General features: G+C 58.4%; 17 protein-coding genes. 11 read left to right on the top strand and 6 right to left on the bottom strand.

From position 1 onward, the window contains the following. Window positions 1-16 precede the first annotated feature (16 nt). The 3 genes from ACOTXF_RS10040 to ACOTXF_RS10030 are packed head-to-tail and all read left to right on the top strand — an operon-like array spanning window position 17 to window position 2,897. On the top strand, window positions 17-1,174 hold the full coding sequence (locus ACOTXF_RS10040; RefSeq protein ID WP_047745590.1) for a branched-chain amino acid ABC transporter substrate-binding protein: 1,158 nt from the start codon (window positions 17-19) through the stop codon (window positions 1,172-1,174). Window positions 1,175-1,191: 17 nt separating this feature from the next. Further along, window positions 1,192-1,674 (top strand): L-2-amino-thiazoline-4-carboxylic acid hydrolase, encoded by a 483-nt coding sequence (locus tag ACOTXF_RS10035; RefSeq protein WP_023344216.1) that lies wholly within the window; start codon window positions 1,192-1,194, stop codon window positions 1,672-1,674. Further along, window positions 1,671-2,897: a Zn-dependent hydrolase gene (locus ACOTXF_RS10030; protein ID WP_045415774.1), complete on the top strand. Its 1,227-nt coding sequence runs from the start codon at window positions 1,671-1,673 to the stop codon at window positions 2,895-2,897. Before ACOTXF_RS10035 ends, ACOTXF_RS10030 begins: the two co-directional genes overlap by 4 nt. 66 nt (window positions 2,898-2,963) lie before the next feature. On the opposite strand, the gene ACOTXF_RS10025 is transcribed toward ACOTXF_RS10030, so the two are convergent. After that, window positions 2,964-4,451 (bottom strand): MFS transporter, encoded by a 1,488-nt coding sequence (locus ACOTXF_RS10025; RefSeq protein WP_021240210.1) that lies wholly within the window; start codon window positions 4,449-4,451, stop codon window positions 2,964-2,966. Between the two features lie 117 nt (window positions 4,452-4,568). Here ACOTXF_RS10025 and ACOTXF_RS10020 point away from each other — a divergent pair, with 117 nt between their 5' ends. The 6 genes from ACOTXF_RS10020 (at window position 4,569) to narI (ending at window position 13,421) form a co-directional block, all read left to right on the top strand. Continuing rightward, complete coding sequence (locus tag ACOTXF_RS10020) at window positions 4,569-5,144, top strand: TetR family transcriptional regulator (protein WP_021240211.1); 576 nt, start codon at window positions 4,569-4,571, stop codon at window positions 5,142-5,144. 207 nt (window positions 5,145-5,351) lie between these two features. Then, the gene (locus ACOTXF_RS10015) at window positions 5,352-6,740 is read left to right on the top strand and encodes a NarK family nitrate/nitrite MFS transporter (RefSeq protein ID WP_025910957.1); all 1,389 of its coding nucleotides are present in this window, start codon (window positions 5,352-5,354) and stop codon (window positions 6,738-6,740) included. A gap of 27 nt (window positions 6,741-6,767) precedes the next feature. Next, window positions 6,768-10,508, top strand: coding sequence for a nitrate reductase subunit alpha (locus ACOTXF_RS10010; RefSeq protein ID WP_047745587.1), 3,741 nt, complete (start codon window positions 6,768-6,770; stop codon window positions 10,506-10,508). After that, a complete protein-coding gene (gene narH / locus ACOTXF_RS10005; protein ID WP_008501747.1) occupies window positions 10,505-12,049 on the top strand; it encodes a nitrate reductase subunit beta in 1,545 nt (514 codons plus the stop codon). The genes ACOTXF_RS10010 and narH overlap by 4 nt, the downstream gene beginning before the upstream one ends. Continuing rightward, complete coding sequence (gene narW, locus ACOTXF_RS10000) at window positions 12,049-12,744, top strand: nitrate reductase molybdenum cofactor assembly chaperone (RefSeq protein WP_045415770.1); 696 nt, start codon at window positions 12,049-12,051, stop codon at window positions 12,742-12,744. Before narH ends, narW begins: the two co-directional genes overlap by 1 nt. Further along, complete coding sequence (narI, locus tag ACOTXF_RS09995) at window positions 12,741-13,421, top strand: respiratory nitrate reductase subunit gamma (protein WP_014883923.1); 681 nt, start codon at window positions 12,741-12,743, stop codon at window positions 13,419-13,421. The genes narW and narI overlap by 4 nt, the downstream gene beginning before the upstream one ends. Window positions 13,422-13,507: 86 nt before the next feature. On the opposite strand, the gene ACOTXF_RS09990 is transcribed toward narI, so the two are convergent. Further along, entirely contained in the window at window positions 13,508-13,957 is a 450-nt protein-coding gene (locus tag ACOTXF_RS09990) for a hypothetical protein (RefSeq protein WP_045415769.1), read from the bottom strand. Window positions 13,958-14,051: 94 nt separating this feature from the next. Further along, window positions 14,052-14,897, bottom strand: coding sequence for an N-hydroxyarylamine O-acetyltransferase (gene nhoA, locus ACOTXF_RS09985; protein ID WP_045415767.1), 846 nt, complete (start codon window positions 14,895-14,897; stop codon window positions 14,052-14,054). Window positions 14,898-15,005: 108 nt separating this feature from the next. Here nhoA and ACOTXF_RS09980 point away from each other — a divergent pair, with 108 nt between their 5' ends. Then, window positions 15,006-15,578, top strand: a complete 573-nt coding sequence (locus ACOTXF_RS09980; RefSeq protein ID WP_023292319.1) for a flavin reductase family protein — start codon at window positions 15,006-15,008, stop codon at window positions 15,576-15,578. 35 nt (window positions 15,579-15,613) lie between these two features. Here ACOTXF_RS09980 and fusA read toward each other — a convergent pair whose 3' ends face one another. Next, the gene (gene fusA / locus ACOTXF_RS09975) at window positions 15,614-17,713 is read right to left on the bottom strand and encodes an elongation factor G (protein ID WP_032663461.1); all 2,100 of its coding nucleotides are present in this window, start codon (window positions 17,711-17,713) and stop codon (window positions 15,614-15,616) included. 160 nt (window positions 17,714-17,873) lie between these two features. On the opposite strand from fusA, the gene ACOTXF_RS09970 reads away from it, so the two are divergent. After that, window positions 17,874-18,173: an ArsR/SmtB family transcription factor gene (locus ACOTXF_RS09970; RefSeq protein WP_008501755.1), complete on the top strand. Its 300-nt coding sequence runs from the start codon at window positions 17,874-17,876 to the stop codon at window positions 18,171-18,173. Here ACOTXF_RS09970 and ACOTXF_RS09965 read toward each other — a convergent pair. Next, the gene (locus ACOTXF_RS09965) at window positions 18,166-18,807 is read right to left on the bottom strand and encodes a helix-turn-helix domain-containing protein (protein WP_047745582.1); all 642 of its coding nucleotides are present in this window, start codon (window positions 18,805-18,807) and stop codon (window positions 18,166-18,168) included. The genes ACOTXF_RS09970 and ACOTXF_RS09965 overlap by 8 nt on opposite strands. Before the next feature lie 121 nt (window positions 18,808-18,928). Next, window positions 18,929-20,260 (bottom strand): 2-hydroxycarboxylate transporter family protein, encoded by a 1,332-nt coding sequence (locus tag ACOTXF_RS09960; RefSeq protein WP_048963119.1) that lies wholly within the window; start codon window positions 20,258-20,260, stop codon window positions 18,929-18,931. Between the last annotated feature and the right edge of the window lie 586 nt (window positions 20,261-20,846).

Here is a 20,846-nt window from a genome sequence, read left to right as displayed (position 1 = left end):
ACATCAGGGAAATACAATGAAAACAGTAAAAATCAGTGCGCTCAGCGCCGCTATTCTCCTCGGCAGCTTTGCCTCAACGTCCGCGTGGGCCGCTGACGGTGAAACCGTGGTCATCGGTCTGGCAGGCCCGCTGACCGGCCCGTCTGCCCGTATCGGGAAAGATCTGGAGAACGGCGCGCAGCTGGCCATTGACGACATTAACAAGCAGCACCCGACCATCGGCGGCAAAGCGGTGACCTTCAAACTGCAGTCCGAAGACGATCAGTCCGACCCGCGCACTGCCGTAGCCGTCGCGCAGCGTCTGGTGGATAGCGGCGTGGCAGGCGTGGTCGGTCACTGGAATACCGGCACCAGCATTCCGGCGGCCCGCATTTATCACGATGCAGGCATCGCCCAGGTGGCGCCGGTCGCAACCGGTCATGCCTATACCCAGCAGGGTTTTGACACCAGCTTCCGCGTGATGGGCCACGACGATGACGGCGGTCAGCTCGCCGGTCAGTACGCGGTTAACACCCTGAAAGCCAAACGCATTGCGGTGATCGACGACCGCACCGCCTTCGGTCAGGGGCTTGCAGACCAGTTTATAAAATCGCTGGAAGCCCAGGGCGTGAAAATAGTCGATCGTCAGTACGTGGATGACAAAACGGTCGATTTCAGCGCCGTACTGACCGCCATCCGCAGTAAAAACGCCGATGTGATCTTCTTCGGCGGCGTCGACAGCCAGGCCGCACCGCTGGCGCGCCGCATCAAACAGCTGGGCATGAACGCCACGCTGATGGGCGCAGGCGGATTCGTCAGCCAGACGTTCCTCAAGCTGGCGCAGAAAGAAGGCGAAGGCGTTGTGGCGCTGGAGCCGGGTCTGCCCGTTGATCAGATGCCGGGTGGTAAAGCGTTCGAGCAGGCGTACCAGTCCCGCTACCACACCCATATCGAACTGCACGCCCCGTTCGCCTATGACGCCACCCGCGTGCTGGTGGCGGCGATGGAAAAAGCAGACTCCGTTGAGCCGTCCGACTATCTGCCCGCCCTGCGCGCCATCAGCTACTCCGGCGTCACCGGACAGATCGCGTTTGATAAAGAGGGCAACCTGAAATCGCCGTCGTTCACGGTCTATAAGGTTGTCGACGGCAAATGGCAGCCGCAGACCGTGCTGGGCGGCGCAAAAGCGAAGTAACGCAGCGAGGCAATGTGATGAGTGATAATAACGAGCTGGGCATTCTCGCCCGCCGCAAAATTGAAGCCGAAATTATTAAGCCAATTTATGAAATCCTGGTGCGCGAGATAGGGAAAGACCGCGCCCAGGCGGTGATTGGTGAGGCCATTGAGCAGGCCGCGATTGATGCTGGCAAAGGGTTTGCCAGCAAAGAACCCAACGGCGCAAACATCAAGAGCTTTATCGCCCTGCAGTATCTGTGGGAGAAAGATAACGCCCTGGAGGTGAAGGTGATTGACGCCGACGACCAGCAGTACAACTACAACGTGACCCGCTGTCGCTACGCGGAGATGTACCACGAGATGGGGCTGGGCGAAATTGGTCACCTGCTCTCCTGCGCGCGCGATGAAAAATTCATCGTGGGCTATGCGCCCGACGTAGAGCTAACCCGCACCACGACCATTATGCAGGGCGGCGCGTGCTGTGATTTCCGCTACCGCTGCAGTAAGGACAAGCCATGATCCGCGTCAACGCCGAACGGCTGTGGTCAACGCTTGAGATGATGGCGCAGATCGGCGGCACGCCCGCCGGTGGCGTCACCCGTCTGGCACTGAGCGAGGAAGATCGCGTTGCGCGTAATCTGCTTCGCGACTGGGCGCTGGACGCCGGTTTTACCTGTGACGTCGACAGCATGGGCAATATGTTTATCCGTCGTGCGGGGAAAAATCCGCAGCTTGCCCCGGTCTTGACCGGTTCGCACGTGGATACGCAGCCGCTGGGGGGGAACTACGACGGGGTTTACGGCGTGCTGGCCGGGCTGGAGCTGCTGCGAACGCTCAACGACCATCACATTGAGACGGAACGTGACGTTGTGCTGGTCAACTGGACCAACGAAGAAGGCGCGCGCTTCGCGCCAGCCATGCTCTCTTCTGGGGTCTGGACGGGGCAATTTAGCGAAGCATACGCCCATGCCCGCGCCGATCACGATGGCATCACCGTGGGTGAAGCCCTGGATAACATCGGCTACCGGGGTGAAGCCCCTGCCCGCGCGTTTCCGGTTTACGCCTGCTACGAGCTGCACATCGAGCAGGGCCCGATTCTGGAGGACGAAGGTCTGGATATCGGGCTCGTCCGCGCGGCAATGGGCCAGCGCTGGTTCACCCTGACGCTGGACGGGTTTGCCGCCCACGCGGGCACCACGCCGATGCACAGCCGCCGCGACGCGCTGACCGCCTTCGCGGAGCTGGCGCTGAAGGTGGAGGAGATTGGCTATCGGCATGCGCCGGACGGACGGGCGACGATCGGTATGGCGCAGGTTACGCCAAACTCGCGCAACGTCGTGCCGTCTCGGGTGGTCTGCAGCGTGGAGTTTCGCCATCCGGCGCTGACGGCGCTGGAAGCCATGGAGGCAGCGCTGCATAAGGTGGCTGAAAGCCTGAGCCTGCGCGGGGTGGCGGCTGTCGTTGAGCGCATCTTTGACTACGCGCCCATCGCGTTTGATGCCGAATGTCTGGCCCGCACGGAGAAGGCCGTGGCGGAACTGGGCTACTCGGCGAAACCGATGGTCTCCGGCGCGGGACATGACGCCTGCTATGTCAGCAAAATTGCCCCTGCCAGCATGATTTTTATCCCCTGCGTGAAGGGCATCAGCCATAACGAAGCGGAAAGGATCCTGCCGGAGTGGTCGGAAAAAGGGGCGAACGTGCTGTTGCACAGCGTGTTGGCCGCGGCCCAGGAAAAATAAACCGGGTGGCGCGGCTCGGACAACCGCGCCCGTAGGCCCGGTAAGCGCAGCGCCACCGGGCGTGTTTTACCCCTTCGGCACCTTCGCCAGGCTGAACCAGATCCCCACTGCCAGCAACAGCAGCATTCCGCCCGCACTGCCCAGCGCCACGCTGTGGGAAGTAATAAACGCACTTTTCGCCGCCTCAATCACCGGCTCCGCGAGGGACGGCGTCAGTTCCTGCGCCACCTTCATCGCTTCACCAATCGATGACGAGGCTTTATCGACGAGCGAGGCATGCAGCCCCTGCGGCAGCGCAATCGACGCCGAGAAGCTGCGGGTCAACAGCAGGCCAAAAATGGCGATCCCCAGCCCGGCCCCCAGCTCATAGGACATGGTTTCAATGGCTCCGGCGGCAGCCGCCTTCTCTTTCGGCGCGGCCGCCATAATGGCCGAGGTCGAGGCCAGCAGCGCGCTGGCGGCACTGAAGCCGAGCAGCACCATCAGCCCCCACGCCTGCCACTGCTGCGTGCTGAAGTCGAGCGTCGACAGGCCGATAAAGCTGACCGCGCTCAGCCCCATGCCACCCGCAGCGACAATGCGTAGCCCCAGACGGCCCACCAGCACACCGGCAATCGGTCCGCTGAACCCGCTGGCCACCATTACCGGGAGCATAAACATGCCCGCCTCGAACGGCGTAAAGCCATGGACAAACTGCAGCTCCTGCGCCATCAGCAATTCAAAGCCCACCAGGGCGATCATCGCCGTCATCGCCATGACCACGCCGCTTAAAATGATGCGGTGACAGAACAGGCGCATGTCGATCATCGGCACGCGGGCGCGAAGCTGGATGCGCACAAAAATAAACAGCATCACGGCCCCCGTCAGCAGGGTACACGCCACCAGCCACGGCGCCAGAGCGCCCTTAAGCGCGGTTTTGGCGCTGTAGACCAGAAGCAAAATCGCCACAATCAGCATGATGGCATGGCTGATATTCAGCGGCTGCTCCGGTCGGCCCTGCTGACGGGGGACAAAACGCGCGGCCAGCGACACCACCACCAGCACAATCGGTACGTTGATCAAAAACACCGATCCCCAGTAAAAATGCTCCAGCAGCATACCGCCAATCAGCGGGCCAAACGCTGCCCCGCCGGAACCGACCGCCGCCCAGACGCCGAGCGCGATGTTGCGATCTTTCGCGTCGGTAAAGAGCGTGCGGATCCCCGCCAGAGTGGCAGGAATGATCATGGCCGCACCAATCGCCAGCGAGGCGCGCGCCGCGATCAGCCACCCTGCTGAGGGGGCAAACGCTGCCGCCAGCGATGACAGGCCAAACAGCGTACTGCCGATCATCAACAACCGTTTAAAACCGATGCGGTCACCCAGGGCGCCCATCGGCAGCACCATTCCCGCCATCACCAGCGAGTAAATATCGATGATCCACAATAGTTCATTGCCGCTGGCGCCCAGCGTCATGCTCAATGTCGGCGCCGCTACGTGCAGCACCGTCGCGTCAATCGCCACCGGGATATACACCAGCACGATAATCACTAACGCTAACCACTGACGAAACATAAATTTCCTTTTCATCTCAAACCTGGACACATGTCCAGATTGCGATCCTACGTAAAGTTGAACGCGTGTCCAGCTTTTTGTTACACTCGTTTCATTCCTATTGAGAGTAGTGAAAAAATGCAATATTTGAGCAAGGAAGAGAGACGGGAAGCGATCCTGCAGGCCGCGATGCGCGTGGCGCTGGCCGAGGGGCTGGCAGCCATGACGGTACGGCGAATTGCCGCTGAAGCGGGCGTCGCGACCGGACAGGTCCACCACCACTTCGCCTCCGGCGGCGAGCTAAAATCGCTGGCCTTTGTGCGCGTGATCCGCGAGCTGCTGGATGCCGACGTGGTGGGTGAAAACGCCAGCTGGCGGGAACGGCTGCACAGCATGCTCGGCAGTGACGACGGCGGGCTTGAGCCTTACATTCGCCTCTGGCGGGAAGCTCAAATTCTCGCCAGCCGGGATCCTGAAATCAACGCGGCTTACGCCCTGACTATGGAGATGTGGCATCAGGAGACCGTGGCGATTATCCGCGCCGGGGCGGAGGCCAACGCCTTTACGCTTACCGATCGCGCGGAAAATATTGCCTGGCGATTGATCGGGCTGGTTTGTGGGCTTGATGGGATCACGATTTTAAATATGCCCGAAATGGACGATGCGGCGTTTAATAAGCATCTCGATAAACTTATCTCCCTCGAATTGGGTTAATACTCCCAACGGAGTATTATTTACCGCGAGTTTTACAATTAGTAACACATTAAGCGAACCCATATTTCCTTTCGAATCTCAGGGGTTCGCTTTTTTATCTATCCTTTCAGTTGTATCCAAAAACATCCAATAAACCAACCAGCACACTCACATCTATCTAACTGTTTTCATTTGTTTTCTCTTCATTCTGGCGAGCAAGAGGGTGATATGTCACAACAAAGTGAGAAGAGTAATCCGCATCTGTTAAGTAACTGGAAACCGGAAAATGTGCAATTTTGGGAAAACAAAGGAAAACATATCGCGCGAAGAAACCTGTGGATTTCCGTCGCCTGTTTGCTGTTAGCGTTTTGCGTCTGGATGTTATTTAGCGCCATTGCCGTCAATCTGAATAAAGTCGGATTTAATTTCACCACCGATCAACTTTTTATGCTAACGGCATTACCTTCTCTCTCCGGCGCGATATTGCGCGTCCCCTATTCGTTTATGGTGCCCATATTTGGCGGACGATACTGGACGGTATTGAGTACCGTCATCCTGATCATTCCCTGCGTCTGGCTGGGGATGGCCATTCAGAACACCGCGACGCCTTACTGGATCTTTATCGTGATTGCCCTGCTCTGCGGCTTTGCAGGCGCCAACTTTGCCTCCAGCATGGGCAACATCAGCTTCTTCTTCCCCAAAGCAAAACAGGGTAGCGCGCTCGGTATTAACGGCGGGCTCGGCAACCTGGGCGTCAGCGTGATGCAGCTGGTCGCGCCGCTGGTGATCTTCCTGCCGATGTTTACCTTCCTGGGCGTGGAGGGCGTACCGCAGGATGACGGTTCCACCCTGTGGCTGGCCAATGCGGCCTGGATATGGGCGCCGCTGCTGCTGCTGGCCACCCTTGCGGCCTTCTTTGGAATGAACGATATCGCCAGCTCCAAGGCCTCTATCGCCAGCCAGCTCCCGGTGCTGAAGCGCTTTCATCTCTGGCTGCTGAGCCTGCTTTATCTGGCGACCTTCGGCTCGTTTATCGGCTTCTCGGCGGGCTTTGCCATGCTGTCAAAAACCCAGTTTCCGGACGTCAACATTCTACACCTCGCCTTCTTTGGCCCCCTAATCGGTGCACTGGCGCGATCAGCGGGCGGGATGATCTCTGACAAACTGGGCGGCGTGCGGGTCACGCTGATTAACTTCGTTTTTATGGCCCTCTTCAGCGCCCTGATCTTCCTGACGCTGCCCGGCTCTGGCTCCGGCAGCTTCGTCGCGTTCTACTTGGTCTTTATGGGGCTGTTCCTCACCGCCGGGCTCGGCAGCGGGTCGACCTTCCAGATGATCGCGATTATTTTCCGCCAAATCACGCTCGACCGCGTCAAAAAGCAGGGCGGTACGGACGAGCAGGCGCAGCACGAAGCGGTGACAGAGACCGCCGCCGCGCTGGGCTTTATCTCCGCTATCGGCGCCGTTGGCGGGTTCTTCATTCCCAAAGCCTTTGGCACCTCGCTGGCGATGACCGGATCGCCGGTCGGCGCCATGAAGGTGTTCCTCGTGTTTTACATCGTCTGCGTGCTCGTTACCTGGCTGGTGTATGGCCGCAAATCCGCAAAACAAGAATAACTACACGTCCGAAGCAGGAGAAATGTCATGAGCAAACTGTTGGATCGCTTTCGTTATTTCAAAACAAAGGGGGACAGCTTCGCCAACGGGCACGGGCAGGTATATAACACCAACCGCGACTGGGAGGACGGCTACCGTCAGCGCTGGCAGTTCGACAAGATCGTGCGCTCCACCCACGGCGTGAACTGTACCGGCTCCTGCAGCTGGAAGATTTATGTCAAAAACGGCCTGGTGACCTGGGAAACCCAGCAGACCGATTACCCACGCACCCGCCCTGACCTGCCCAACCACGAGCCGCGCGGTTGCCCGCGTGGGGCGAGCTACTCCTGGTATCTCTATAGCGCCAACCGTCTTAAATACCCGCTGGTGCGCCGCAGGCTGATTGAACTCTGGCGCGAGGCGCTGGCGCAGCATACCGATCCGGTGCTGGCCTGGGACGCCATCCAGAGCGATCCGCAAAAGGCGCAAAGCTACAGGAAGGCGCGGGGTAAAGGCGGGTTTATCCGCTCGAACTGGAAAGAGCTGAACCAGCTGATTGCCGCCGCCAACGTCTGGACCATCAAAAACTATGGTCCGGACCGCGTGGCCGGTTTTTCCCCTATTCCGGCGATGTCGATGGTCTCCTACGCCGCCGGCACGCGCTATCTTTCCCTGCTGGGCGGTACCTGCCTGAGCTTCTACGACTGGTACTGCGACCTGCCGCCGGCGTCGCCGATGACCTGGGGCGAGCAGACCGACGTGCCGGAGTCCGCCGACTGGTACAACTCCAGCTACATCATTGCCTGGGGCTCGAACGTGCCGCAGACCCGAACCCCGGACGCCCATTTCTTCACCGAGGTGCGCTACAAGGGCACCAAAACCGTCGCCATCACGCCGGACTTCTCGGAAGTCGCGAAGCTGAGCGACCAGTGGCTGTCCCCCAAACAGGGCACCGACAGCGCCCTCGCCATGGCGATGGGCCACGTGATCCTCAAAGAATTTCACCTCGATAACCCAAGCGACTACTTCCTTAACTACTGCCGCCGCTATACCGATATGCCGATGCTGGTGCTGCTGGACGAGCAGGAAGACGGTCGCGTGGTGCCGGGACGTATGCTGCGCGCCTCGGACCTTGTCGACGGGCTGGGGGAAGCCAATAACCCGGAGTGGAAGACCGTCGCCTTTGATATTGCCGGAAATCTGGTAGTACCAAACGGCTCCATCGGCTTCCGCTGGGGAGAAAAAGGCAAATGGAACCTGGAGCCACAGGCTGCGGGCCACGACACCGAACTGACGCTGTCGCTGCTCATTACCCACGACAGCGTGGCCGATGTGGCCTTCCCCTACTTTGGCGGCAACGAGAACCCGCATTTCCGCAGCGTGAAGCAGGATCCGGTGCTGACGCGCCGCGTGCCGAGCAAAACCCTGACCCTCGCCGACGGCAGCGAGAAGCGCGTGGTCAGCGTTTACGATCTGGTGCTGGCGAACTACGGTCTCGATCGCGGTCTGGAGGACAGCAACGCCGCAGAGAGCTATGACCAGGTCAAAGCCTATACCCCCGCCTGGGGCGAGCAGATCACCGGCGTGCCCGCCCGGCTGATTGAAAAAATCGCCCGCGAGTTTGCCGACACGGCGCACAAAACCCACGGCCGGTCGATGATCATTCTCGGTGCAGGGGTGAACCACTGGTACCACATGGACATGAACTACCGCGGGATGATCAACATGCTGGTCTTCTGCGGCTGCGTCGGGCAGAGCGGCGGCGGCTGGTCGCACTATGTCGGCCAGGAGAAGCTGCGCCCGCAAACCGGCTGGCTGCCGCTGGCCTTCGCGCTGGACTGGAACCGCCCGCCGCGCCAGATGAACAGCACCTCCTTCTTCTACAACCACGCCAGCCAGTGGCGCTACGAGAAGCTGACCGCGCAGGAGCTGCTCTCTCCGCTGGCGGACGCCTCGAGGTTCACCGGCCACCTGATTGATTTCAACGTCCGCGCCGAGCGCATGGGCTGGCTGCCGTCGGCGCCGCAGCTCAACCTCAACCCGCTGCACATCAAAGCCCGCGCGGACGCGGCGGGCATCACGCCGCAGGAGTACACCGTTCAGGCGTTAAAATCGGGCGATATCCGCTTCGCCTGCGAGCAGCCGGACAACGGCAAGAACCACCCGCGCAACCTGTTCGTCTGGCGCTCTAACCTGCTCGGCTCGTCCGGGAAAGGCCATGAGTACATGCTGAAATACCTGCTCGGCACCGAGAGCGGGATTCAGGGCGAGGATTTAGGCTCAACCGACGACGTGAAGCCTGAAGAAGTGGAATGGCAGACCGCCGCCATTGAGGGCAAGCTCGACCTGCTGGTGACGCTCGACTTCCGCATGTCCAGCACCTGCCTGTTCTCGGATATCGTCCTGCCGACCGCCACCTGGTATGAAAAAGACGATATGAATACCTCGGACATGCATCCGTTTATTCACCCGCTCTCGGCCGCCGTCGACCCGGCGTGGGAGTCCCGCAGCGACTGGGAGATCTACAAGGGCATCGCCAACGTCTTCTCCGAGGTCTGCGTCGGGCATCTCGGCACCGAAACCGACGTGGTGTTACAGCCGCTACAGCATGACTCCCCGGCGGAGCTGTCGCAGCCGTTTGACATACAGGACTGGCGCAAAGGGGAATGCGATCTGATCCCCGGTAAAACGGCGCCGAACATCGCGGTCGTCGAGCGGAACTACCCGGAAACTTACGAACGCTTCACCGCCCTCGGCCCGCTGATGGATAAGCTCGGCAACGGCGGGAAAGGCATATCGTGGAACACGCAGAGCGAGGTCGATTTCCTCGGCAAGCTCAACTACGTCAAGCTCGACGGCCCGGCGAAAGGCCGCCCGCGCATTGAAACTGCCATTGACGCTTCAGAGGTGATCCTCGCCCTTGCGCCGGAAACCAACGGCCAGGTGGCGGTGAAGGCCTGGGAAGCGCTCGGCGAGCTGACCGGGCGCGATCACACCCATCTGGCGCTGAACAAGGAAGATGAGAAGATCCGCTTCCGCGATATCCAGGCGCAGCCGCGTAAAATCATCTCCAGCCCGACCTGGTCCGGCCTGGAGAGCGAGCACGTCTCCTATAACGCGGGCTATACCAACGTTCACGAGCTGATCCCGTGGCGCACGCTGTCTGGCCGCCAGCAGCTGTATCAGGATCATCCCTGGATGCGCGCGTTCGGAGAGAGCCTGGTGGCCTATCGTCCACCGATTGACACCCGCAGCGTCACCCATATGCGCGAGATCCCGCCGAACGGCTTCCCGGAAAAAGCGCTCAACTTCCTGACGCCGCACCAGAAATGGGGCATTCACTCCACCTACAGCGAAAACCTGCTGATGCAGACCCTCTCGCGCGGCGGGCCGATTGTCTGGATCAGCGAAACCGACGCCCGCGAGCTGGGCATTGAGGACAACGACTGGATCGAGGCCTTCAACGCCAACGGTGCCCTCACCGCCCGCGCGGTGGTCAGCCAGCGCGTGCCGCCGGGCATGACCATGATGTATCACGCTCAGGAGCGCATCCTGAACATTCCGGGCTCAGAGGTGACCGGACGGCGCGGCGGGATCCACAACTCGGTGACCCGCGTCTGCCCGAAACCGACGCACATGATCGGCGGCTACGCCCAGCTGGCGTACAGCTTCAACTACTACGGCACCGTCGGCTCCAACCGCGACGAGTTCATCATGATCCGCAAAATGAAAAACATTAACTGGCTGGACGGCGAAGGTCGGGATCAGGTACAGGAGGCGAAAAAATGAAAATACGCTCACAGGTTGGCATGGTTCTGAATCTCGATAAATGCATCGGCTGCCACACCTGCTCGGTCACCTGCAAGAACGTCTGGACCGGGCGTGAAGGGATGGAATATGCGTGGTTCAACAACGTGGAGACCAAACCGGGGATCGGCTACCCGAAAAACTGGGAGGATCAGGAGGAGTGGCAAGGCGGCTGGATCCGCGGCATTCACGGCAAGCTGACCCCACGCCTCGGCGGCAAAATGGGCGTGCTGTCGAAGATTTTCGCCAACCCCGTTCTGCCGCAGATTGACGATTATTACGAACCCTTCACCTTTGACTATCAGGATCTGCACCGCGCCCCGGAGGGGGATCACCTCCCTACCGCCCGCCCGCGCTCGCTGATTGACGGCAAGCGGATGGACAAAATCGTCTGGGGGCCAAACTGGGAGGAGCTGCTGGGGGGCGAGTTCGAAAAACGCGCCCGCGACCGTAACTTCCAGAAGATCCAGAAGGAGATGTACGGCCAGTTCGAAAACACCTTCATGATGTACCTGCCGCGCCTGTGCGAGCATTGTCTCAACCCGAGCTGTGTCGCCACCTGCCCGAGCGGCGCGATCTACAAGCGCGAAGAGGACGGCATTGTGCTGATCGACCAGGATAAATGCCGCGGCTGGCGCCTGTGCATCAGCGGCTGTCCCTACAAGAAAATCTACTTCAACTGGAAGAGCGGCAAGTCAGAGAAGTGCATCTTCTGCTACCCGCGCATTGAGTCCGGCCAGCCGACCGTCTGCTCGGAAACCTGCGTCGGGCGCATCCGCTATCTCGGGGTGCTGCTGTATGACGCAGATCGTATTGAAGAGGCGGCCAGCACCGAGCATGAAACCGATCTGTACGAGCGCCAGTGCGACGTGTTCCTCAACCCGAACGATCCAGCGGTCATTGAGGAAGCGCTGAAGCAGGGTATTCCGCAGAACGTGATTGACGCCGCCCAGCGTTCCCCGGTCTACAAAATGGCGATGGACTGGAAGCTGGCTCTGCCGCTGCACCCGGAATACCGCACCCTGCCGATGGTCTGGTACGTGCCGCCGCTGTCGCCGATTCAGTCCTACGCGGACGCCGGCGGCCTGCCGCAGAGCGACGGCGTTCTTCCCGCAGTCGAAAGCCTGCGCATTCCGGTGCAGTATCTGGCGAACATGCTCAGCGCGGGCGATACCGGCCCGGTGCTGCGCGCCCTGAAGCGCATGATGGCAATGCGTCACTACAAGCGTTCCCAGACCGTGGAAGGCGTGACCGATACCCGCGCCATTGAAGAGGTCGGCCTGACCGAAGCGCAGGTTGAAGAGATGTACCGCTATCTGGCGATTGCCAACTACGAAGACCGCTTCGTGATCCCGACCAGCCACCGCGAAATGGCGCGCGACGCCTTCCCGGAGAAAAACGGCTGCGGCTTCACCTTCGGCGACGGCTGCCACGGCTCCGACACCAAATTCAACCTCTTCAACAGCAGCCGCATCGACGCGATCAACATCACCGAGGTGCGCGAACACGGGGAGGGAGAGTAATGCAGATCCTCAAAATCATCGCGCTGCTGATCGAGTATCCCGATGAGACCCTGTGGGAAAACCGTGATGAAGCGCTTTCGTTAATTGCGCAGGACGCGCCCATGCTGCTGCCGTTTGCCAGCCAGCACCTGAGCGCCCCGCTGCTGGATAAACAGGCCGAATGGTGCGAAGTGTTTGAGCGCGGTCGCGCGACGTCGCTGCTGCTGTTCGAGCACGTTCACGCCGAGTCCCGCGATCGCGGCCAGGCGATGGTCGACCTGATGAGCCAGTATGAGAAAGCGGGTCTTGAGCTGGACTGCCGCGAGCTGCCGGACTACCTGCCGCTCTACCTGGAATACCTGAGCATCGTATCCGATGACGAAGCGCGTGAAGGACTGCAAAACGTCGCACCAATTCTGGCGCTGATCGGCGGCCGCCTGAAGCAGCGCGGCGTGGCGCACTATCAGCTGTTTGACGCCCTGCTGGCGCTGGCGGGAACGCGGCTTTCCAGCGACAGCGTGGCGAAACAGGTGTCCGGTGAAAAACGGGATGATACCCGTCAGGCGCTGGACGCCGTGTGGGAAGAGGAACAGGTGAAGTTTATCGAAGACAACGCCACATCGTGCGACAGCTCGCCGATGCAGCAATATCAACGACGCTTTAGCCAGGACGTCGCGCCGCAGTACGTGGACGTCAGCGCCGGAGGCCCAAAATGACACACTACCTGAACGTGTTTTTCTATGACATTTATCCGTACATCTGCGCCACCGTGTTTTTCCTCGGTAGCTGGTTGCGCTACGACTACGGACAGTACACCTGGCGCGCCTCGTCAAGCCAGATGCTCAGCAAGCGCGGGATGAACTGGGCCTCTAACCTGTTTCATATCGGGATTCTGGGGATCTTCTTCGGGCACCTGTTCGGCATGTTAACCCCGCACTGGATGTACGCCTGGTTTTTACCCGTCGCGGTTAAGCAGCAGTTGGCCATGATTGCGGGCGGAATTTGCGGCGTGCTGACGCTGATCGGCGGGTCGATGCTGCTGATTCGCCGCTTGTTCAACCAGCGGGTGCGTGCCACCTCCACCACGCCGGATATCATCATTATGAGTATCCTGCTGATACAGTGCATTCTGGGGCTATCGACCATTCCTTTCTCCGCGCAATATCCTGACGGAAGCGAGATGATGAAGCTGGTGGGCTGGGCGCAGGGGATTGTGACGTTTAAGGGCGGTTCATCAGAAATGCTGAGCGGCGTGGCGCCGATCTTCCGCGTGCATCTGGTGCTGGGGATGACGATCTTCCTCATCTTCCCCTTCACCCGCCTGGTGCACGTGTGGAGCGCGCCGTTTGAGTACTTTACGCGGCGGTATCAGGTGGTGAGATCGCGCCGTTGATTTGTCGGGTGGCGGCTACGCCTTACCCGACCTACGTTCACACGCATGTAGGCCCGGTCAGGTGTAGACGCCACCGGGCCGCAATGTCAGAACAAAGTACTTCCGCTGACGACTGAAATAACCAACAGCAGAAGCAACACTGCGACAATCAGACCAAAAGCCAGTAACGCCGCATGAAAAGCGAGCGTGGCCCCGGAAAAAAACAGTGCACCACTCACCCCCCATCTGTTCTCTTTGAGCATCCCAGCCGTGAAGGCAAGCCCTAATGCCACAACGGATAAAATGATTCCGCTATTGATAAGAATGCTGTCGATATCGAACGCTTTCTTTTTTGCCTCAACGGCCGGCTGTTCTCCCTTTATGCCAGCAATGATCCCTTTTTTTACCGCCGAAACCTTTTCAGCCACAACAATTTCAAGCGCCGTCGACTTTGTCGAAAAAGGACCAAAGGTGAACTGCACTAATGAGAGAAGCAGTGCAATAACCCCGAGTAACATTCCCACTGAACTGAATTTATTCCGCAACAAGATTTCCATATCAGCATGCCTTTGACGATGTTTAAACTAACCTGCCGGGTGGCGGCCTGTGTTCGGTCACCCGTAGGCCCGGTAAGGCGTAGCCGCCACCGGGCTATTTCCCGGCCTGCGGATGCGTATCAAACCCCGCCATCACCGCCGTCAGCTCGGCCAGGGTAAAGCCGTGCTTCGGGTCATCAACGCCCAGGCCAAACCGCTCCTGCAGCAGCTTATACAGCGCCTCCGCATCCGGCAAATGGATCTGCTCCTCCACATGACCGTTCTGCCACTGGGTAAAGTTGAAGTTGGTCAGCGTCAGCTTGCCGCCGTCCGGCAGATGGCGGCACATCAGCAGATGATGGCGGAAATGCGACTGCGGCCAGTGCGCCGACCAGAAATTCCCCATCACGTAATCGCTGAAATACTGCGTCGTCAGGTCAAAGTGGTACATCGACTGCCAGTGCTCGTGGTGTCGGAACTGCAGCACCCAGTCGTTGCCTTCGCTCAGCAGACGATACAGACCGTGCGGCGTCCCCTGCTCCTCGTTAGCGATCAAACGAATCGGCGCCGTCAGCGTCTGGCCGCCAAACCCCACGTCAGCGATCCAGCGCTCGCCGTTCAGCTCAACCAGCAGCAACCGGTGCGTGCGTGGCGGCATTTGCGGCGGGCTCGCTAATACCACGCGCCCCAATACGCTGCGCACGGTAAACCCGACGTCACGCAATACCCGCTCAAACAGGCCGTTTTGCTCAAAGCAGTATCCCCCACGACGGGCGGTCAGCAATTTGTCGACCAGACACTGGTCTTCGAGATGAATTTCGCGCGGCAGGACGACATCGATATTCTCAAACGGGATCGCGCAGTTGTGATGTAAATGCAGTGCGCGCAGGGTGTCTATATCAGCAGAAGCCGGTTGCTTCCAGCCGATGCGGGCGAAATAGGCGGTCAGAAAGGGGGACATATATCAGTTTCCTTTGATAGTGATGCTGTGTTTATAAACTAATTCTACGCGCTCACTTTGATTTACGTGCTTTTTCGTCATACTCATCGTTACAGATGAGGAGATCCTATGAGCCACTTTCGCCCTGTTGAATTACGTCATGCCAGCCGCCTGCTGAACCACGGCCCTACCGTGCTGATCACCAGTCGTGATGAAACTATAGACAGACGCAACGTAATGGCCGCCGCCTGGTCAATGCCCGTTGAGTTTGAGCCGCCGCGTATCGCAATAGTAGTAGATAAAAGTACCTGGTCGCGCGAGCTGATTGAGCGCAGCGGGAAGTTTGGCATCGTCATCCCCGGCGTGGCGGCGGCCAACTGGACATACGCGGTCGGTAGCGTCAGCGGGCGCGATGAAGACAAATTCAACTGCTACGGGATCCCGGTCGTGAACGGTCCTGAACTTGGCCTGCCGGTAATTGAAGAAAAATGCCTGGCGTGGATGGAGTGTCGGTTATTACCCGTGACCTCCGCGGCAGAGAAATACGACACGCTGTTTGGTGAAGTGGTTTCAGCGGCAGCGGATGAGCGGGCGTTTATTGCCGGACGCTGGCAGTTTGACGGGGATAAGCTCAATACCCTGCATCATCTTGGAGCCGGGACGTTTGTGGCGAGCGGGAAGATGGTGAAGGCGCTGGATTGAGAAAACCCTCCCCCTATTGGGAGAGGGTGACCGTACTACTTCGCACGCCGTGCAATAATCTCATCCGCAACATTCCGCGGGGCTTCCGCAAAATGATGGAACTCCATCGTATACGTCGCGCGTCCCTGGGACATCGAACGCAATGTCGTGGCATAACCAAACATCTCTGCCAGCGGTACGTCGGCGCGGATAATCTGGCTGCCGTACTGCTCTGCCATCCCCTGCACCATGCCGCGTCGGGAAGAGAGATCGCCCATGATGTTACCGGCGTACTCTTCCGGTGTTTCCACCTCCACGTGCATGATCGGCTCAAGGATCGCCGGATCCGCCCTGCGGGCGCCCTCTTTAAAGCCGAGGATCGCCGCCATGCGGAACGCCATCTCCGAGGAGTCGACGTCGTGATACGAGCCAAACGTCAGCGTCGCTTTGACATCAACGACCGGATAGCCCGCCAGCACGCCGCTGTTCATCGCTTCCCGCAGCCCTTTCTCAACGGACGGGATATACTCGCGCGGCACCACGCCGCCCTTGGTGGCATCTTCAAATTTAAAACCACTTCCTGGCTCCAGCGGCTCCAGACTCAGGACCACATGGCCGTACTGCCCTTTACCGCCGGACTGTCGGACAAATTTGCCTTCGATGTCCTTCACCGTTTTACGCAGGGTTTCACGGTAGGTCACCTGCGGACGACCGATATTTGCCTCGACGCCAAACTCACGCTTCATGCGGTCGACGATAATCTCGAGGTGTAGCTCACCCATCCCGGAGATAATGGTCTGACCGGACTCTTCGTCAGTGTGCAGGCGGAAAGACGGATCTTCCGCCGCCAGACGCTGCAGCGCGATGCCCATTTTCTCCTGATCGCCTTTGGTTTTCGGCTCAATCGCCAGCGAGATCACCGGGTCCGGGAACTCCATGCGCTCAAGCGTAATGACGGCGTTCGGATCGGTGAGCGTGTCGCCGGTGGTTACGTCTTTCAGCCCCACGCAGGCCGCGATATCCCCGGCGCGCAGTTCGTCCACCTCGTGGCGATCGTTGGCATGCATCAGTACGATTCGCCCGATGCGCTCTTTCTTACCTTTTACCGGGTTATACACCGCGTCGCCTTTACGCAGCACGCCAGAGTAGACGCGGATAAAGGTCAGCTGCCCGACGTACGGATCGCTCATCAGCTTGAACGCCAGCGCCGAGAACGGCTCATCATCGCTCGGGTGACGCTCCGCGTGCTGCCCTTTTTCATCCACGCCATCAATGGCCGGCACGTCCAGCGGCGACGGCATCAGCTCGATCACCGCATCGAGCATGCGCTGCACCCCTTTGTTTTTAAACGCGCTGCCGCAGAGCATCGGCTGGATCTCGCCCGAGATAGTGCGAATACGCAGCCCTTTAATAATTTCCGCTTCCGTCAGGTCGCCGGTTTCCAGGTACTTGTCCATCAGTTCTTCGCTGGCTTCCGCCGCCGCAGAGACCATTTTTTCCCGCCATTCCTGGGCGGTACTGGCTAAATCGTCAGGCACGGGGGCATAGGTAAACACCATACCCTGCGTCGCATCGTCCCACAGAATGGTGCGCATTTTGATCAGATCCACCACGCCGGTGAAATGATCTTCGGCCCCCACCGGGATGACAATCGGCACCGGATTGGCCTTCAGGCGTTCCTGCATCATCCGCACGACGCGGAAGAAGTCGGCACCAGGACGGTCCATTTTGTTGACGAAGGCCAGACGCGGTACGTGATATTTATTGGCCTGACGCCAGACGGTTTCCGACTGCGGCTGCACGCCGCCCACGGAGTCATATACCATCACGGCACCGTCGAGGACGCGCATGGAACGTTCCACCTCAATGGTGAAATCCACGTGCCCCGGGGTGTCGATGATGTTAATCCGGTGCGGCTCATAGCCTCTGTCCATGCCTGGCCAGAAGCAGCTGACCGCCGCGGAGGTAATGGTGATCCCGCGCTCTTGCTCCTGCGCCATCCAGTCAGTGGTTGCCGCGCCATCGTGTACTTCACCCAGCTTGTGGCTCATCCCGGTATAAAACAGGATGCGCTCGGTGGTGGTGGTTTTACCGGCATCGATATGCGCGGAGATACCGATGTTGCGATAACGTTCGAGAGGGATGGGTCGGGGCATGATATTTCCTTAGTCAGTATGACGTGTTTGTGACGACCAGGATGGTCGTGCATTCGTTCGTTTGCTATAATAGTCCTATTGTACGAGTATTATCGAACTATTTTTTAAGGGTTGACCTATTGTTGATATAGCTCAATCTGACGCCATACGCAGGAAAACGATGATCCCTAACCACCCTGAAACTGAACAAATACTGCTGGAAAATGTGCTCTTTGCCCTCGGCAACCCGCTCCGGCTATCGATTATTCGCCGGCTCGCCGACGGCAGCGAACTGAGTTGTAACGCGCTGCGCCCGGAGGACGTGGTGAAGTCCACGATGACCCATCACTGGCGCGTATTGCGCGACAGCGGGGTCATCTGGCAGCGTCCGCAGGGACGCGAAAACATGATTTCATTGCGACGAGACGATCTGGATACCCGTTTTCCGGGGCTGATGGCGATCCTGCTGCAGGTTAAGTAATTTCAGTCCCTTCCAGGCGATAGACCGGGACCTGCCGGGTTGTTTTGGTAAGCGTATCGAACACCTCGGCGTTGGACGTCACTATCCGCATTCCTGTTTTGCGTAACCGTTGTACATCAGCCGCGATGCGCTGAATGCCAAACCAGAAAAGCCCGTCAAGCGCGGTTACAGACAGCCCGTTGTCCAGCGCCAGTTTGAGGCGTTCCTTTGGCGCTTTCACCTGCTGGGCAATTTGTCGGTAAGACGCTTCCGTCGCGCCCATGGCGTCACTGCGCTGGATCCGCGTCTTCAGGTGATAGGTAAACTCGTCAGGTATGCCGTCCAGATCCCGTTTAAGGCTGTAGACGCAGCCAAAGCGCTTGCCGTTAAACAGAACATTTTTCTGACTGAGCTGAAGCTCTTTCCTGACGGCATCAATCAACTGGGGCGCACGGGTGAGAAGCAGCCTGAAGGGCAGCTCGAAGCTGGTGACGTAGTCCACATTAAGCAACGCGAGGCGCAGCCGCTCCTCTGCACCGGCCTTTTGCTCACGACACTCCTCCAGAACCTCTGCCCACTGGCGCGTCAGGCGCTCCGGTTCGGCAGCTTCGGTCAGGAGATATTTTTCAATCTGATAATCAACTCTTCCGGTCATCGTGTGGTATCCCGTCGCTGTGGCTGCGGTAATTCTATACAGCGCGGTGAGTTTTATAAAGGACTGAACCGCAGCGACACGCTGTAAATGTCGTTGCGATTCAGTATCCTGACGATTCGAATCAGTGCGCCATAATCCAGCCCATCAGCAGCGTGGCGAAAATCACCGTTGAGGCACCGCCAATACGCGTCGCGATCTGCGCGAACGGCATAAGCGACATGCGGTTGGAGGCGGACAGAATGGCCACATCTCCCGTACCGCCCAGCCCACTGTGGCAGCAGGTCACAATCGCCGCTTCCACCGGATACATATTCAGACGCGACGCAATCACGTAGCCGCTCAGCGCCATCGCAATCACCACCGATCCGCATACCACTACATAGCCCACCGAGAAGACCGACACCACGCTTTCAAGCGGCACGTATAGCATCCCGAGGCCGATCATCAGCGGCCAGACCAGCGCAGCCGAAACGAATTTATAGCAGCTGTGCGCCCCCTGCTCCATTGAGGCTGGGATCACCCTGAAGTATTTACACAGGACGGCAATCAGGATCATCAGCACCGGGCCGGGAATATGGACCAGTTTTTCAAACAAGCCTCCGACGATGAAAAACGCGCACACCATCAGCAATCCGCCGCCCATCAGATGAAAATCCGTCTGCTGAGCGCCAGGCGCCCCGGCGAACAGGCTGGCGTCGTCTTTACTCCGCGTGAGCATGCCATTTCCCGAAAGCGCAGGACGTTTCGCCCCGAGACGCGCCAGCGAGCCGGCACAAATAATGGCGAAGATATTTCCGACGACCGCAGCGGGAGCCAGCTGCGCGACGTAGACGTCCGGCGTCTGCCCCAGGATTGCCGAATAGGCCAGAGACAGGGGCAAAATCCCCTCGCCAATTCCGCCGCCAATGATAGGGACAATGATAAAGAAGAAGGTGTGGTAAGGCGTATACCCAAACAGCGTCCCCACAATAAGCCCACTCAGCACGGCCATCAGTGTCCCCGCCACCAGCGGAACAAACATGCGCATCATGCCCTGGATCAGCAGCACCCGGTTCATCCCCAGAATGCTGCCGACCACCAGGCAGGCGATGACGAAATAGAGCAGATTCGCCTCCTTCATCAGCAGATGCACCGTATCAAGGGTTTGTTTCCCGAATGCGCCAAAATAGACCAGCACGGAAGGCACCATCAGACACAGGATCGCCGGGCCGCCGATGTCCTTCAGCACGGGGATTTGACGCCCCACTTTGGCAAACGCAAAGCCAAGGGTCATGATGACCGCCAGTCCGCCTATCATATTTTTTGGCAGCAGCCCTGCCCAGGCGGACGTCGCCACAATCGCGGCAATCCCGACGAACAGCATCAGCGGAACCGCGCCCACCTCGGTCGTGTTAAGCCCAAAAGCAAAACGCGAGGTCGACAGCGCGGAAGTCGGTACAGGATTATCTTTCATATAATCACCTGAAATTTGTGTTCGGATATACAGAGAAAGGAATAAGCGGAAAACTATTCCTGTTTCGAATAAATGTTCTTAAATAGAAAATAATGACTTTGGTGGCCTTTTCTCAAAAACAGGCTCAGCGTGAAATTAACATGGGCTTTCGAAGAGAAATGTGAACACAACAGCCCTTTCCTTTTAAATAATTTAATTCATTATTATGTAACTAAAGTTATTCATGACATTCAATGCAATTCTTTTGAAATTAATAAAACCAGAAGTAATGTGACCCTTATCACTACTGCTCCGTTAGCTAAGCACTAAATTAGCTCCCCAACAAAACACAGAAAACTCCGTGTCTTTATCATCCTTAAAGTTACTGTTTTTGCTCATCTTATTTCTGTTTCGTTTAAATATTCAGGAGTTAACCATGTCTCGTAAAGACGTTCTGTACACGCCTTATAATGGCGCCGTACTGCTGGAAAACCCGTTATTAAATAAAGGCCTTGTAGATTCAATTGGTCAACGCAACAGTTATGTGAAAACATGGGGTTGCGGAGGTTTTTTGAATGAGACGAACATTTACAGCAGAGGAAAAAGC

Source organism: Enterobacter cloacae complex sp. IR53041 (assembly GCF_049238285.1).
In the GTDB taxonomy this organism is placed as follows: domain Bacteria; phylum Pseudomonadota; class Gammaproteobacteria; order Enterobacterales; family Enterobacteriaceae; genus Enterobacter; species Enterobacter roggenkampii.
Note: the sequence above shows the minus strand (reverse complement) of the source record. Positions and strands in the feature narration are given on the sequence as shown.

What these genes read in the sequence shown, in the direction of transcription:
- ACOTXF_RS10040 (WP_047745590.1), top strand. Translation starts at nt 17, where the DNA reads ATGAAAACAGTAAAAATCAGTGCGCTCAGCGCCGCTATTCTCCTCGGC.
- ACOTXF_RS10035 (WP_023344216.1), top strand. Translation starts at nt 1,192, where the DNA reads ATGAGTGATAATAACGAGCTGGGCATTCTCGCCCGCCGCAAAATTGAA.
- ACOTXF_RS10030 (WP_045415774.1), top strand. Translation starts at nt 1,671, where the DNA reads ATGATCCGCGTCAACGCCGAACGGCTGTGGTCAACGCTTGAGATGATG.
- ACOTXF_RS10025 (WP_021240210.1), bottom strand. Translation starts at nt 4,451, where the DNA reads ATGTTTCGTCAGTGGTTAGCGTTAGTGATTATCGTGCTGGTGTATATC.
- ACOTXF_RS10020 (WP_021240211.1), top strand. Translation starts at nt 4,569, where the DNA reads ATGCAATATTTGAGCAAGGAAGAGAGACGGGAAGCGATCCTGCAGGCC.
- ACOTXF_RS10015 (WP_025910957.1), top strand. Translation starts at nt 5,352, where the DNA reads ATGTCACAACAAAGTGAGAAGAGTAATCCGCATCTGTTAAGTAACTGG.
- ACOTXF_RS10010 (WP_047745587.1), top strand. Translation starts at nt 6,768, where the DNA reads ATGAGCAAACTGTTGGATCGCTTTCGTTATTTCAAAACAAAGGGGGAC.
- narH (WP_008501747.1), top strand. Translation starts at nt 10,505, where the DNA reads ATGAAAATACGCTCACAGGTTGGCATGGTTCTGAATCTCGATAAATGC.
- narW (WP_045415770.1), top strand. Translation starts at nt 12,049, where the DNA reads ATGCAGATCCTCAAAATCATCGCGCTGCTGATCGAGTATCCCGATGAG.
- narI (WP_014883923.1), top strand. Translation starts at nt 12,741, where the DNA reads ATGACACACTACCTGAACGTGTTTTTCTATGACATTTATCCGTACATC.
- ACOTXF_RS09990 (WP_045415769.1), bottom strand. Translation starts at nt 13,957, where the DNA reads ATGGAAATCTTGTTGCGGAATAAATTCAGTTCAGTGGGAATGTTACTC.
- nhoA (WP_045415767.1), bottom strand. Translation starts at nt 14,897, where the DNA reads ATGTCCCCCTTTCTGACCGCCTATTTCGCCCGCATCGGCTGGAAGCAA.
- ACOTXF_RS09980 (WP_023292319.1), top strand. Translation starts at nt 15,006, where the DNA reads ATGAGCCACTTTCGCCCTGTTGAATTACGTCATGCCAGCCGCCTGCTG.
- fusA (WP_032663461.1), bottom strand. Translation starts at nt 17,713, where the DNA reads ATGCCCCGACCCATCCCTCTCGAACGTTATCGCAACATCGGTATCTCC.
- ACOTXF_RS09970 (WP_008501755.1), top strand. Translation starts at nt 17,874, where the DNA reads ATGATCCCTAACCACCCTGAAACTGAACAAATACTGCTGGAAAATGTG.
- ACOTXF_RS09965 (WP_047745582.1), bottom strand. Translation starts at nt 18,807, where the DNA reads ATGACCGGAAGAGTTGATTATCAGATTGAAAAATATCTCCTGACCGAA.
- ACOTXF_RS09960 (WP_048963119.1), bottom strand. Translation starts at nt 20,260, where the DNA reads ATGAAAGATAATCCTGTACCGACTTCCGCGCTGTCGACCTCGCGTTTT.